This window comes from Variovorax sp. VNK109 (assembly GCF_049445855.1).
In the GTDB taxonomy this organism is placed as follows: domain Bacteria; phylum Pseudomonadota; class Gammaproteobacteria; order Burkholderiales; family Burkholderiaceae_C; genus JAGOCV01.
The window spans coordinates 673263-686750 of the sequence record NZ_JBMSDV010000001.1; the positions used below are offsets into that span (position 1 = coordinate 673263).

At 65.8% G+C, this 13488-nt stretch carries 14 protein-coding genes; 5 read left to right on the forward strand and 9 right to left on the reverse strand.

The features are described from left to right. The first annotated feature begins 36 nt into the window (after positions 1 to 36). Together ACO2Q9_RS03300 and ACO2Q9_RS03305 are read left to right on the forward strand one after the other, a co-directional pair. On the forward strand, positions 37 to 405 hold the full coding sequence (locus ACO2Q9_RS03300; RefSeq protein ID WP_423308270.1) for a response regulator: 369 nt from the start codon (positions 37 to 39) through the stop codon (positions 403 to 405). Between the two features lie 59 nt (positions 406 to 464). Then, a complete protein-coding gene (locus ACO2Q9_RS03305; protein ID WP_423308272.1) occupies positions 465 to 1058 on the forward strand; it encodes a GAF domain-containing protein in 594 nt (197 codons plus the stop codon). Positions 1059 to 1065: 7 nt separating this feature from the next. Here ACO2Q9_RS03305 and ACO2Q9_RS03310 read toward each other — a convergent pair whose 3' ends face one another. Both ACO2Q9_RS03310 and ACO2Q9_RS03315 read right to left on the reverse strand, forming a co-directional pair. Next, the gene (locus ACO2Q9_RS03310; protein WP_423308274.1) at positions 1066 to 1746 is read right to left on the reverse strand and encodes a flavin reductase family protein; all 681 of its coding nucleotides are present in this window, start codon (positions 1744 to 1746) and stop codon (positions 1066 to 1068) included. Positions 1747 to 1809: 63 nt separating this feature from the next. Beyond that, entirely contained in the window at positions 1810 to 2307 is a 498-nt protein-coding gene (locus tag ACO2Q9_RS03315) for a VOC family protein (RefSeq protein WP_423308276.1), read from the reverse strand. Between the two features lie 139 nt (positions 2308 to 2446). Between ACO2Q9_RS03315 and ACO2Q9_RS03320 the strand changes: the two genes are divergently transcribed. Further along, positions 2447 to 2893: a hypothetical protein gene (locus tag ACO2Q9_RS03320; RefSeq protein ID WP_423308278.1), complete on the forward strand. Its 447-nt coding sequence runs from the start codon at positions 2447 to 2449 to the stop codon at positions 2891 to 2893. Between the two features lie 46 nt (positions 2894 to 2939). On the opposite strand, the gene ACO2Q9_RS03325 is transcribed toward ACO2Q9_RS03320, so the two are convergent. Continuing rightward, positions 2940 to 4232 carry a hemolysin family protein gene (locus ACO2Q9_RS03325; protein WP_423308280.1) on the reverse strand — a complete coding sequence of 431 codons (1293 nt, stop codon included), beginning with the start codon at positions 4230 to 4232 and terminating at the stop codon, positions 2940 to 2942. Between the two features lie 46 nt (positions 4233 to 4278). Here ACO2Q9_RS03325 and ACO2Q9_RS03330 point away from each other — a divergent pair, with 46 nt between their 5' ends. Continuing rightward, positions 4279 to 5109 carry a symmetrical bis(5'-nucleosyl)-tetraphosphatase gene (locus ACO2Q9_RS03330; protein ID WP_423308282.1) on the forward strand — a complete coding sequence of 277 codons (831 nt, stop codon included), beginning with the start codon at positions 4279 to 4281 and terminating at the stop codon, positions 5107 to 5109. Here the strand turns inward: ACO2Q9_RS03330 and ACO2Q9_RS03335 are convergent. Continuing rightward, positions 5106 to 6548, reverse strand: coding sequence for a DEAD/DEAH box helicase (locus ACO2Q9_RS03335; protein ID WP_423308284.1), 1443 nt, complete (start codon positions 6546 to 6548; stop codon positions 5106 to 5108). The genes ACO2Q9_RS03330 and ACO2Q9_RS03335 overlap by 4 nt on opposite strands. Before the next feature lie 60 nt (positions 6549 to 6608). Between ACO2Q9_RS03335 and ACO2Q9_RS03340 the strand changes: the two genes are divergently transcribed. Then, a complete protein-coding gene (locus ACO2Q9_RS03340; RefSeq protein WP_423308286.1) occupies positions 6609 to 8207 on the forward strand; it encodes a rhodanese-related sulfurtransferase in 1599 nt (532 codons plus the stop codon). A gap of 1 nt (position 8208) precedes the next feature. Here the strand turns inward: ACO2Q9_RS03340 and ypfJ are convergent, their stop codons facing one another. From ypfJ to ACO2Q9_RS03365, 5 genes are all read right to left on the reverse strand, one after another. Beyond that, on the reverse strand, positions 8209 to 9084 hold the full coding sequence (gene ypfJ, locus ACO2Q9_RS03345) for a KPN_02809 family neutral zinc metallopeptidase (protein WP_423308288.1): 876 nt from the start codon (positions 9082 to 9084) through the stop codon (positions 8209 to 8211). 90 nt (positions 9085 to 9174) lie between these two features. Next, complete coding sequence (locus tag ACO2Q9_RS03350) at positions 9175 to 10575, reverse strand: amidase (protein WP_423308290.1); 1401 nt, start codon at positions 10573 to 10575, stop codon at positions 9175 to 9177. 2 nt (positions 10576 to 10577) lie between these two features. Further along, positions 10578 to 10964 (reverse strand): RidA family protein, encoded by a 387-nt coding sequence (locus tag ACO2Q9_RS03355; RefSeq protein ID WP_423308292.1) that lies wholly within the window; start codon positions 10962 to 10964, stop codon positions 10578 to 10580. A gap of 38 nt (positions 10965 to 11002) precedes the next feature. After that, a complete protein-coding gene (locus ACO2Q9_RS03360; RefSeq protein ID WP_423308294.1) occupies positions 11003 to 12559 on the reverse strand; it encodes a leucyl aminopeptidase in 1557 nt (518 codons plus the stop codon). Beyond that, a complete protein-coding gene (locus ACO2Q9_RS03365) occupies positions 12556 to 13479 on the reverse strand; it encodes a polysaccharide deacetylase family protein (protein ID WP_423308296.1) in 924 nt (307 codons plus the stop codon). Before ACO2Q9_RS03365 ends, ACO2Q9_RS03360 begins: the two co-directional genes overlap by 4 nt. Positions 13480 to 13488 lie beyond the last annotated feature (9 nt).

The window sequence follows — 13488 nt, forward strand, 5'->3', positions numbered from 1 at the left end:
CCGCCATCCGGACGGTCACATGCCGAGGAGCCATCGATGCCGCCGACCCATCCCCGCAATGTCCTCGTCGTCGACGACCACCAGCACACGGCCGCCGGGCTCGCAGCGTATCTGCGCATCCATGGTTACGAGACGATTTCCGCGACCTCAGGGGAAGAGGCACTGGAGCTGGCCGAAAGGCATCTTCCGGGCTTCGCCATCCTCGACGTTCGCATGCCGGGCATGAACGGCGTGGACCTGGGCCGCGCGCTCCGCCGCAAGTTCCACAGCGACATCAAGCTCATCGGCATGAGCGGCGCCGACGGCAAGGACCTCGACTACACGCTCATGCTCGCGCTGTGCGACCACATGCTGCCCAAGCCGCTCGATGTCGACCGGCTGGTGAGGATGCTCGAGCCGGGCTGAGCCTGTCTTTTGACATGCAGTGCTGCGGGAATGATGACAAAATATTTACATCTTCATTCATGACAGCAATCGAAGGGCAGGCCATGAGCGACGGATCCCGTACATCGTCATCTTCCGCAGAAGGCATCTCGACGGCCGTGAAGGACTTCCGTGTCGCCACCGCCGACAGCGGCGACATCGAGGATGCCGACATCGTCGTGCTGCTGCGCCGTGTGCGTGAAATCCTGGCCATGGACGTCATCTTCGTCGGTGAGTTCACCGACAGGCAGCAGGTGCTGCACCTCACCGACTCGGAATACGAAGAGGACCGCAAGATCGATGGCCTGGCCACCGACCTGAGCGAGACGTACTGCCAGCTCATGGTCCAGTCGCGCGTGCCGCGGTCGGTACCCGATGTCTCGAAAGTCGATCTGCTGGCGGCCCTGCCTGCCACGCAGGGCCTGGGCATTGCGTCCTATCTTTCCGTGCCGGTCACCATGGCCGACGGCCAGCTCTACGGCACCTTGTGTTGCCTGAGCCATGCCACGCAACCCGAACTCGGGTACCGGCAGGAACGCTCGCTCGACGAGGTGGCGCAGCTCATCGCCGAGATCGTCGAACGCAACCGGCTTCTGCGGATGCGGCGCCAGGCGAAAGGCCGGAACAGCAACTGAAGCCGGCTCAGGCCTTCAGTTCGGTGCGGACCTTGTCTGGCGACCCCTCCAGCCCGCCGAGCAGGGCGCGCTGGTCCCCGGGAATGACCATGCGGAACTTGCTCTCCACCGAGGTGTAGTCGAAGTAGCCCATCCGCGCGATCGGCCGGATCTTCAGCACGTCCACGAGGCCATTGCCGTCCAGCACATCGTCGTCGATGTGGATGGCGACCACCTTGCCAAACACCACATCGGCGCTGCCCATCGGCCCATTGCCGGGAAAGCGCAGCGTATTGAGATAGACACACTCGAACTGGATGGGCGAGCCCTTCACACGCGAAGGCTTCACCAGCCGCGAGGGCAGTTTCTCCAGACCCGCCAGCTCGAACTCGTCGACATCGGCAGGCACTTCCTGTGCGCTGATGTTCACCGCGTCACGCAGGTCCCACGTGGCCATGTTCCAGACGAACTCGCCCGTGTCTTCCGCATTGCGCACGCTGTCCTTGCGCGCGCCCTTGCTGTCCTGGTTGGAGGAGAACATCACGATCGGCGGATCGAACGTCACGTTCTGGAACTGGCTGAACGGTGCGAGGTTCGCATTGCCTGCCCGGTCCACTGTCGAGATCCAGCCGATGGGCCGTGGAACCACACAGGACTTGAAGGGGTCGTGCTTGAGGCCGTGGGGGATTTTTCCGGGTTCGTAGTACATCCTGTCTCCTGCGCTGTGCATGCTGAATGAAGCGGAAACATCGTAGCCGGATTCCGTGGCGGCTCAACCCCTGTAGGCCGTCTCCAGCTCGGCGATATCGAGCTTCTTCATGGTGAAGAGCGCCGTCATCACGCGTTCGATCTTCTTCACGTCCGGGTCCACCATCATCGTCTGCATGACCGAGGGCAATATCTGCCAGGACACGCCGAAACGATCCTTCAGCCATCCGCATTGCTGCGCCTTAGGATCGCCGCCAGCTGTCAAGGCCAGCCAGTACGCATCGATCTCCCGCTGGGTTTCGCAGAACACCTGCAACGACATCGCTTCGTTGAACTTGAACATCGGGCCGCCATTGAGCGCGGTGAAACGGTTGCCGTCGAGCGTGAATTCGACGGTCATGATGGAGCCACAAGGCTTGCCATGGAATTCGCGGCCTACGTCGGTATAGCGGCTGGTCGCGACGATGGTGGAGTTCGGGAATATGCCGGTATAGAAACGCGCAGCCTCTTCGGCCTGGTCGTCGAACCAGAAACAGGGCGCGATGGTTGTGACTTTGGACATGCAGTCTCCTGGGAATGCTTCTGACGTGCATCGGGCAGGCAAGAAGCGTCGCGCTGCACGCCTACAAAGTCTGTAGGACGAGAGAGCTTTGTCGGGTCGCAGGCTTGCGGCACCGCCGTGATCGCCTGAAAATCCATGCATGGACAACCGTCATGCATCCACCATTCACGCAATCGCCACGAGCGCGCTGCTCGCGACACTGCTGATGCCCGCGATGGCTTCCGCCCAGAATGCTGCGGACAACGCCTCGCGGCCCATCGGCAGCGGCTTCGGCGATGGCACCTCGCTCAACACGAACAACAGCGGCATCTCCACGCCGGGTGGCGCGGCTGCGAGCGACACGACATCGACCTCTTCATCGATGCCGTCGCAATGGGTGACGCCCAACGGCGTCGTGATCATCCAGGGGGGTCGCAGGCCACGCGGCGAGAACCGGCTTCCCGCCAGTCCTCAAGGTTCGGTGGCGACTCCGATGGGTTCGATGAACAGCGGTGTGCCAACGGGCGCCCTCGGGGGCGGCGTGCCCGGCGCGTCAAGCCGCACCGATGCGCCCGTACGGGCGGGCGGCAGCGTCATCGCGCAATAGAGGCACTGCAAGGCAGGCGCAAGAAGTCTCTGCTTTCACTTCACCACTATTCCGGCGTGCTGATCGCCAGCACCTTGTCAATCCGCCGCCCGTCCAGATCCACCACCTCGAATGTCCATCCGCAACATTCCACCTGCTCGGCAACTCGTGGCATGTGGCCTGAAATGGACATGAGCAGCCCGGCCAGGGTGTTGTACCTGCCCTTGTCTTCCTCGGGCAAATCACGGATGTCCAGCCGCGCCTTGAGCTCCGAAACGGGCATGAGCCCATCCAGCAGCCATGATCCATCTTCACGCTGGGTGGCCCAGGCATCGGCGGCGGCACCGGGCTGCAACTCGCCCGTGATGGCCTCCAGCAAGTCGCGCGGCGTGAGCACGCCCTGCACGACACCGTATTCGTCGACCACGAACACCATGCGCCCGGCGCGTGCGCGGAACTGCTCCAGCAGTTCCATGCCCGTCAGGGTTTCGGGCACGAAAGTCGCGGGTAGCACATGTTGCTCGATGGTGCCGACGTGGCTGGGTCCGAGTTCCAGCAGGCGTGCAACGCTGATCACGCCGACGACGTCGTCCAGCGAATCGCGGCACACGGGGTACCACGAGTGCGAGCCCTTGTCGCCGCCGCTGCCCACGCGCAGCAGGCACTGCGCGACGGTGCTCGCGGCGTCCAGCCAGTCGATGTCGGTACGCGGCGTCATCAGCGACGTGAGTGGCCGGTCATCCAGCCGGAACACGTTCTGCACCATCTGGTGCTCGTGAAGTTCGATCAGGCCCGCGTCGCGGCCCTCTTCCAGACTGGCATTGATTTCTTCTTCGGTCACGCCACGCGTGGCATTGGTGTCGATGCGCAGCAGCTTCAACGCGGTCTGCGTCGTGACCGAGAGCAGGCGCACGAAGGGGTGCGCAACCTTCGCCAGACCACGCATCGGTGGCGCGATCCAGCGTGCCACCGGCTCCGGGTAGAGCTGACCGATCCGCTTGGGCACCAGTTCGCCGAAGACGATGGTGAAGAACGTGATGATGACCACCACCACGGCGGTGGAAGCCACGCTCGCAGCGCCCTCCCCCATGCCCCACGCCACCATGCGTTCGGCCAAGGGACCGGCGAAAGCCGCCTCGCCCACGATGCCGCTCAACATGCCGATGGAGGTGATGCCGATCTGCACCGTGGACAGGAACGTGGTGGGTTCGTCCACCAGTTTCAGGGCAGAGACGGCGCCCTTGTCCCCCGCCTCCGCCAGTGCCGCCAGCCGGGCCCGGCGGCTCGTGGAAACCGCCATTTCGGACATGGCGAACAGCGCATTCAGCGTGGTGAGCAGGGCAAGGAGGAATATGTCCATGGAACGTGCGTGCAGCCCGGGGCCGACACACGGGAGAATAACGACCATGGCACTTTACTGCATCGGCGACTTGCAGGGCTGCAATGCCCCCTTGCAGGCGCTCCTGGACACCATCGACTTCTCGCCCAGCAGGGACACGCTTTACTTCCTGGGCGACCTCGTGAATCGCGGGCCGGATTCGGCCGGCGTGCTGCGGCGGCTCATGCAGATGGGCGGCGCGGCGCAGTGCGTGCTCGGCAACCACGACCTGCATCTGCTTGCGGTGGCCCACGGCGTGCGGCGCGTCCATCGCGGGGACACGCTGGACGAGATCCTGGATGCACCTGACCGCGAAGCCATGCTCGACTGGCTGCGCCGCCAACGCATGGCCATCCTGGAACACGGTCACCTGATGGTGCACGCCGGCGTGCTGCCACAGTGGACCGCAGCACAGGCCATGTCACTCGCCGCCGAGGTGGAGGCCGTGCTCAGCGGGCCGGATCTGGGCGGCTTCCTGACGCGCATGTATGGCAACGAACCCGCCACATGGAGCGATTCACTGGCGGGAGCCGACCGCCTGCGCGTCATCGTCAACGCCTTCACGCGGCTGCGCTTCTGCACGCTCGACGGCACGATGGAATTCACGGTGAAGGAAGGTGCCGCCAAGGCACCGGACGGCTACCTGGCCTGGTACGACGTCCCGACGCGCAGGACGCAGGACGTGACAGTGGCATTCGGCCATTGGTCCACGCTGGGCCTGGTATTGCGGTCCAATCTCCTGTCGCTGGACACGGGGTGCGTGTGGGGCGGCGCCCTGAGCGCGGCGCGGCTGGGGGCAGATGCGCAGCAACGCGAGATCATCGCCGTGCCGTGCGCGCAGTGCGCGGTGCCGGGTTAAAGCTGCTCGGGCTTGAACAGCGCCGCCACCTTGCGCCTGGACTTGATGTTGGGCGAAATGCTGCTGCGTTGGGGCGTCTTGCCCGTGGATTCCCAGGCCGGCGGCTCCGCAGGCGCGGCAGACGGTTCGTAGGGCTTGTCGAAGAACGGGTCACGCGGCGCGGCGGCAGGCCTGAAGCTGCGCTGCGGTTGCGGCGCACTGCGCTCACGGACCACCTCGTCGCGCGCATCGCCCGTCTCGCCGGCATCGCGCCAGGCGCGACGCCCGTCGTTGATGCGACCACGCGGACGGTCTTCCTCGAACTCGACAGGCTCGATCTCGATCTTGTTCTTGATGAGCTTTTCGATGTCGCTCACCAGACGCGCGTCGTTGTTGCCACCCACGAAGCTCACGGCCAGGCCGGAAGCACCGGCGCGGCCCGTGCGGCCGATGCGGTGCACATAGTCTTCGGCGTTGAACGGGATGTCGAAGTTGAAGACCGCCGGCACGTCCTTGATGTCCAGGCCGCGCGCGGCGACGTCGGTGCACACCAGCAGATCGACTTCGCCTGCCTTGAACGCCGCGAGCGCTTTCAGGCGCTCGTCCTGGCTCTTGTCGCCGTGGAGCGCGGACGTCTTGAGGCCCTCGCGCTCCAGCGAGCGCGCCAGACGTGCGCAGCCCAGCTTGCTGTTGACGAACACGAAAGCCTGCTTGATGCCGCGCTTGACAAGGATCTGCTTGAGCGCACGGCGCTTGTCGTCGTCGGCCACACTGTAGAAGCGTTGTTCGACGGTGGACGCAGTCTGGTTCGGTCGCGCGACTTCGATGGTGACCGGGTCGTTCAGGTAACTGTTGGCCAGCCGCTTGATTTCGGGCGAGAAGGTGGCCGAGAACAGCAGCGTGGTGCGCTGCTTGGGCAGGTAGCTCAGGATGCGCTGCAGGTCGGGCAGGAAGCCGATGTCCAGCATGCGGTCGGCCTCGTCGAGCACCACATACTCGACCTGGTTGAGCACGGCATTCTTGGCTTCGATATGGTCCAGCAGCCGGCCCGGTGTGGCCACCAGCACCTCGACGCCTTTTTTCAACTCCAGCGTCTGCGGTTTCATGTCGATGCCGCCGAACACCACCGTGCTGCGCAACTGGGTGTACTTGGCATATAGCTTGACTTGCTGGGCCACCTGGTCGGCCAGTTCGCGCGTGGGCAGCAGCACCAGGGCGCGCACCGGATGGCGGGCGGGCGAGGTGGAACTGTTTTCGTGCTTGAGCAGGCGCTGCAGCAGGGGCAGCGAAAAAGCGGCGGTCTTGCCGGTGCCCGTCTGGGCCGCGCCCATGACGTCCTTGCCGGTCAGCACGACGGGAATGGCCTGCGCCTGGATGGGCGTCATGGACTCGTAGCCCATTTCGGCCACGGCGCGCGCGAGCGGCTCAGCCAGGGAAAGATTGGAGAAGGAGGAACTCATGAAGACCCGTATTGTCGCACCCCGGGCGGGAAAACCCTTCTACCGACGTAACATCGGCCGATGACGCTCTCTTTCGAAGCCGTGCGGCAGGCCCTGCTGGCTCGCCAGGAAATTGCCTTGGTCGACGTCCGTGAGGAAGACCCTTTTGCACAGGAACACCCCTTGTGGGCCGCCAATTTTCCGCTCTCCCGGCTGGAACTGGACATCTGGCGGCGTATCCCCCGGCGCGATACGTTGATCGCGGTCTATGGCGAATTCGACGGGGAGGATCTCGCGCCGCTGGCCCTGGCAAGGCTGCGCGCGCTCGGCTACACGCAGGCCCATGCGCTGGAGGGCGGGCTGGAGGGCTGGCGCCGCGCGGGCGGTGAACTGTTCCGCGACGTGAATGTGCCCAGCAAATCCTTCGGCGAACTGGTGGAGGCGGAGCGCCACACGCCGTCGCTGCCGGCCGAAGAAGTGCAGGCCTTGCTCGACAACCAGGCCGATGTGGTGGTGCTGGACGCACGCCGCTTCGACGAATACCAGACCATGAACATCCCCGGCAGCATCAGCGTGCCGGGCGCCGAACTGGTGCTGCGCGCCCGTGCGCTCGCACCTGACCCGGCCACCCGCATCATCGTCAACTGCGCCGGGCGCACGCGCAGCATCATCGGCACGCAGTCGCTGGTGAACGCCGGCATTCCCAACCCGGTAGCGGCGCTGCGCAACGGCACCATCGGCTGGACGCTGGCCGGCCAGACACTGGAGCAAGGCGCGAGCCGCCGCTTCGGCGATGTGGACGAGGCCACCCGCGAGCTGGCCCGCGCCGATGCCCGCGCCGTAGCGGAACGCGCCGGCGTGACGCGCATCCCGCTGGAACAGGTGGACGCGCTGGACGTACCGGGCCGTACGCTCTACCGGCTGGACGTGCGCACGCCAGAGGAATACGCCGCCGGCCACCTGCCCCGCTTCGCCAGCGCACCCGGCGGCCAGCTGGTGCAGGAAACCGACCACACCGTGCCGGTGCGTGGTGCCCGCATGGTGCTGGCCGACGACGACGGCGTGCGCGCCGACATGACGGCCTCCTGGCTCGCCCAGATGGGCTGGGAGGTCTATGTGCTCGAGCCGCAAGATGCCGCCACACTGACCGAACGCGGCAACCCGCAGACGCGCCAGCCCGACGTACCCAGGGCGACCCTGGTCAACCCGCAGCAGCTCCAGTCCTGGCTGGCCTACGCCGACGGCGAGACGCAGGTGCTGGATGTCGGCCCGGGCATGCAGTACATGCGCCGGCACATCCTGGGCGCGTGGTACGCCATCCGCGTCCAACTGCGGCAGGCGCTCGAGAACGAGTTGCCCGAAGCCGAGCGCTATGTGCTCACCGCCGATACGGAAGAGCTGGCCCGTTTCGCCGCCGCCGACCTGAGCGACGCGCTGTCCATCCTGGGCCGCAAGGCCAACGTGTGGGTGCTGGAAGGCGGCAACGCGTCGTGGTTCGCCACCAACCTGCCGGTGGAGCGCGGCGAATCGCGGCTGGCCAACCCACGCACCGACCGCTATCGCCGCCCGTACGAAGGCACCGACAACGCCCATGCCGCGATGCAGGCCTATCTGGACTGGGAATTCGGCCTGGTCGAGCAACTGCGCCGCGACGGCACGCACCACTTCAAGGTGATCTGATTCAAAGTGCCTTGGCGCTGAACGTGTCGCAGGCCTTGACGCTGCCCGTCTTCAGCCCCGTATTGAACCAGCGCTGACGTTGCTCACTGGTGCCGTGGGTGAAGCTCTCGGGCACCACCGCACGGCCCGAGGAGCGCTGCAGCGCGTCGTCGCCGATCTTCGCGGCGGCGTTCATCGCCGCCTCCACATCACCCTGCTCCAGGATCTGACGCGCGTTCTGCGCGTCGTGCGCCCATACGCCGGCAAAGCAGTCGGCCTGCAGCTCGAGCCGCACGCTCATCGCGTTGTACTGCGACTGGCTCACGCGCCCGCGCATCTGGCTCACCTGCTCCGAAATGCCCAGCAGGTTCTGCACGTGATGACCCACTTCGTGTGCGATCACGTAAGCCTGCGCGAACTCACCGGGCGCACCCAGCTGGTTCTTCAGCGTCTCGTAGAAACCGAGGTCGATGTACACCTTCTGGTCCGCCGGACAGTAAAACGGCCCCATGGCCGCCTGCCCCTGCCCGCAAGCGGTCGACGTGGCGCCACGGAACAGCACAAGCGTCGGTTCGCGGTAGCTGCCACCCCCCGTCGTGAACTTGGCCTTCCAGACATCTTCGGTGTCGGCCAGCACTGTGGAAACGAACTTCGCCATCTGGTCGTCCGCCGGGGGCCGTTGCGCCGGCGCCTGCTGCACCATCGGCGCGCCGCCGCCGCTCAGCAGGCTCAGGATGGTGAGGGGATTGATGCCGAAAATCCAGCCGCCCAGCAGCGCCACCACGATGGTGCCGATGCCGATGCTGCGCCCGCCGATCGGGAATCCCCCGCCTCCGAAACCGCCCGATCCACGCCGGTCTTCCACGTTGTCCGATTGACGATTGCCTTCCCATTTCATGGTGTCCTCCTGTACCCCGCAACTGTTGCAGCCCCACGGGGGCATGCCGATTGTCAAGGCAGAAAGCCCGGAATCCCGCAACCGGGTGTGTCAGTCCATGGCGGGCCAACGCGCGGCCCACGGCTGGTCGGCCTCGAACTGTGCCGCAAGGTCCAGCAGCAGGCTTTCCGCACCGAAGTCGCCGACCAGTTGCAAACCGATCGGCATTCCGCGGGAATCGGGTTCGACGGGAACGCTGATCGCAGGGTGCCCGCAGGCATTGACCCATCCTGTGAAAATCGCATGACCGCGAGAGGCGGCCGACCGCCCATCGATGACGGCGGGATACTCGACGTCCGCAGCCCATGGCTGGGCAGCGGTACAGGGCATTGCAATCACATCGACGGTGGCAAACACCCGCCCGACTTCGGCACGGAAGCGTTGCAGCGAGTCCATGATCTCGATGGCGCGCGACGCAGGCGCCCCCGCACCAGCATCGGCCATGGCCACGAACGATGGCGACGCGAGACGCGCGAACCCCGGTTCGACGCGCGCCAGCATCGCAAGCCCCATGCCCCCCAGTTGCGACCAGGCGGCGAGCACGTCGTCGACGGCGAAAGGCAGCTTGCCATTTGTGACCTCGTGTCCCATCGCGCAGATCCGCTCTGCCGCCTTTGCGCATCGCGCCCGGATTTCGGGGTCAACGGGGTTCTCGCCCATCGCGTCGACGTAGAGCACACGCAAGCCGCTGCGCGACAGTGGAGGATGCAGCAGAGGCATCGCGCGCGACCGCAAGTCAGCGCGGCTCGGGCCGGCCAGGCAGTCGAGCATCAGGCGTATGTCGTCCGTCGTGCGGGCCATGGGGCCGACGACCTCACAATCCGACAGCAATGCCGGAAAGCCACCGTGACGTGGCACGCGACCGATCGAAGGCTTCAAGCCAACCAGGCCTGTGTGCGCTGCGGGCCGCCGGATCGACCCCCCGCCATCGGTGCACAACGCCAGGGGCACGAGACCGGCGGCGAGTGCGGCTGCAGCGCCGCCGCTCGATCCGCCCGGCGTCTTGCTGACGTCCCACGGATTCCGGGTGACGCCGAAGACCGGATTGCCGGTATAGCCCTGTAACGAGAACTCCGGCACGTTGGTCTTGCCCACGAGCACAGCGCCGGCAGCACGCAGGCGTGCGACGGGCAGTTCATCGTCTTCGACCATGCGATCCGCGAACAGCCGCGACCCCCAGCTGGCGGGCAGTCCGCGCATCAGCAGGTTGTCTTTCACTGCGACAGGAATGCCTTCGAGCGGGCTGCGGGGCTTGCCGGCCCGAAGGCGCGCATCGCTCTCATCGGCAGCCCGTTTCGCGGTCGGGTCGAGCGCGATGAAGGCATTGAGCGCCGGATTGATCTGTTCGATCCGCTCCCGGCAGTGGGCGAGCAACGCACTCGCCGTCAGCCGACCTTGCGCCAGCTCGCGCGACATCACGCGTACAGGCCAGTGATGCAGGTCGGCCGGCATGTTCACCTCTCGATGTAGGCGATGACGTCGAACTCGACCAGGAGTTCGGGCATGCCCATCGAGCCGGTGACCGTGGCGCGCGAAGGGAGGCTGTCGCCCTTGAAGAACTCGGCGTAGACCTCGTTCATGCCGGCGAAATGCCGCATGTCGGTCAGGTAGATCATCACGCGCGCGACATCGTCGAGTGAGCCGCCAGCGGCGGCCAGCAGGTGGCTGAGGTTCTGCAACGCCTGGCGTGTCTGCGCCCGGATGTCGCCGATGCCGACAGGCTTGCCGTTCACGTCGGTCGCGACAGTGGCGGTGTAGAAGTGGTTGCCAGCCATCGTGGCTTGTGAATGGGGGTTGACCGGCTTGGCGACGAGGGGTGAATGGACGATGGTCTTGGGCATGGTTGTACTTTCCCTTTCTTTCTGGAAGTCGATGGAGGTCAGGACGCGCTGGCCGCAGGGCGGCGCGCATGGTCGATGAGGAACTGGGTGAGCAGCCGCGTGCCGCTGCCTGTGGGGCCGACGGGAAGCAGCGGGTGATCCGTCGTGTTCCAGCAGGTGTTGTAGATGTCCAGGTGCAGCCAGGGCAGGCCGTCGGTGAAGTGCTGCAGGAATGCCGCCGCGATCGGCATCGCCCCGAGCGGCCCGGCGATGTTGCGCAAATCGGCCACCGTGCCCTTGAGCATGTCACGGTACTCTGCCGCCAGCGGCATCGGCCAGACCGGTTCACCACAGAACTGCCCGGCGACCTGCATCGCTTGCGCATGTGTTTGTGAGGTGGAGAACATGCCCGTGAACACAGGCCCGAACACCATCGCACTGGCACCCGTGAGCGTCGCGACGTCGATCACGCATTGCGGCCCGTAGCTGCGTGCGTGATGCAGCGCATCGGCCAGTATCAGGCGGCCCTCTGCATCGGTGTTGAGCACCTCGACCGTCGTCCCCGAAGCCATGTGCAGGATGTCACCGGGACGCGTGGCGCCGCCACCTGGCATGTTCTCGACCACCGCGAAGATGCCGACGATGCGTTGCTGCAGGCCCAGCCGTGCAGCCGCACGCAATGCACCGAGAACAGCGGCCCCGCCGGTCATGTCGGCTTTCATGTGGTCCATGTCGAGATGGGCCTTCAGCGAGATTCCACCGCTGTCGAATGTGACGGTCTTGCCGACCAGCACGACCGGCGGCTCGGACTTGCAATCCCCGGGCGAATACTCCAGCACGACCAGGCGCGGCGGCTCACGACTGCCAGCCGCCACGCCGATGAGCCCACCCATGTTCATGCCGGACAAGGCCTCTTCGTCGAACACCTCAACACGCATGCCGTGCTCACGGGCAAGCTCGATAGCCACGTCGGCGAAGACACGGGGCGTCAGCACATTGCCCGGATGATTGCAGAGATCGCGCGCGAAGACCGTGGCCTCGCCGACAGCCCGTCCCCGGGCAATGCCCGCCTCCACGGCTTGCAACGAGTCCTGCTGCGACGTAGCGGATGCTGGGGCGACAACCAGCGTTATGCGACTTGCCTTGCCCTTGTCCGCGAGATAGTGGGTGAAGCGATAGTCGGCCAGCAGCAGGCCTTCGGCGATCGCCTGCGCCAGGCTGCCGTCATGAGGCAGCAGAACGCTGAACTCATGCACTGAAGCAGCCCGCAGGCGCCGCGTCGCCACGGCCGCCGCACGGCGGAACCGGTCTGCGTCGGCCGTCTGCGGGTCGCCCACACCGGCGAACGCAATGCGTCGCGCTCCGGTGGCATTCCTCGTGTGGAGCAGCGTGACCTCGCCCGGCTGCCCCGTGAACTCGCCATCTCCCGCCAGCATGGCGAGCTGCCCGCCGAGCATGTCGTCCATGGCACGCAACGGCTCCGGCCATGCGTCGTTCGAAGACCCGGAGGCGATGGCCGGAACGAAGACGACCAATGCCGCACAGGGCAACGCAAAGGGGTGGCCGGACGACGGCCCTCCGAACTCCAGGATGGCCGGTCGTGTCAACGCGATCAAGCGGCCACCTCGCTGCCGTCCGGCGGAAAGTGCGCGATCCAGTGCCGCGCGATCTCGACACGACGGCAGACCCAGACACGTTCGTGCGCAAGGACATGGTCCAGAAACCTGGCCAGACCGCGTGCGCGGCCCGGATGCCCAGCCATGCGCGGATGAACACCCACGGTCATCATGCGCGGCGCATCGGCGCCCTCTTCGTACAACTGGTCGAATGCATCGCGCAGCAGCATGAAGAAGTCGTCCGATGAAGGCAGGCCACCGGGCACCAGCTTGCAGTCGTTGGTGACCAGGCTGTAGGGCACCACGAGATGCGGGCGGCCTTCGACCCGTGTCCAGTAAGGCAACTCGTCATTGCTGCTGTCGGAGTCGTAGGGAATTCCGGCCTGCGCCACCAGCCTGCGCGTGTTCATGCCAGGGCCGTAGCGGCTGCACCACCCGGTGATCTTTTCACCGAGCAGGCGTTCGATGGACTCCTGCGCCCGCGAGATGTGGTCGGCCTCGGTGGCTTCATCGAGCAGCCAGGGCTTCTCCCAGCGCCAACCGTGGCAGCAGATGTCGTGGCCCGCGGCACGCAGTGCCCTGACAAGCGGCGGGTTGCGTTCCAGTGCCTGGGCACAGGCGAATGCAGTCACCGGCATGTTGCGTTCACCGAACAGGCGCATCAGGCGCCATACGCCGACACGGCTGCCGTATTCGTACATCGATTCGGCACTGAGGTCGCGGCCCCGGATGCCCGTGTCCATGCCGACGCCTTCGGTGAGCGCGGTGTCGGTCAGCGGGTCGCCATCCAGCGGCGAATACTCGGCGCCCTCTTCGATGTTGAGCGCGAAATTGATCGCGATTCGCGCGTCGCCGGGCCAGCGTGGATGTGGGGCGTGATCGGCATAGCCGATGAAGTCGCGCGGCATGGTGGTCGTCATGAGGTTTAC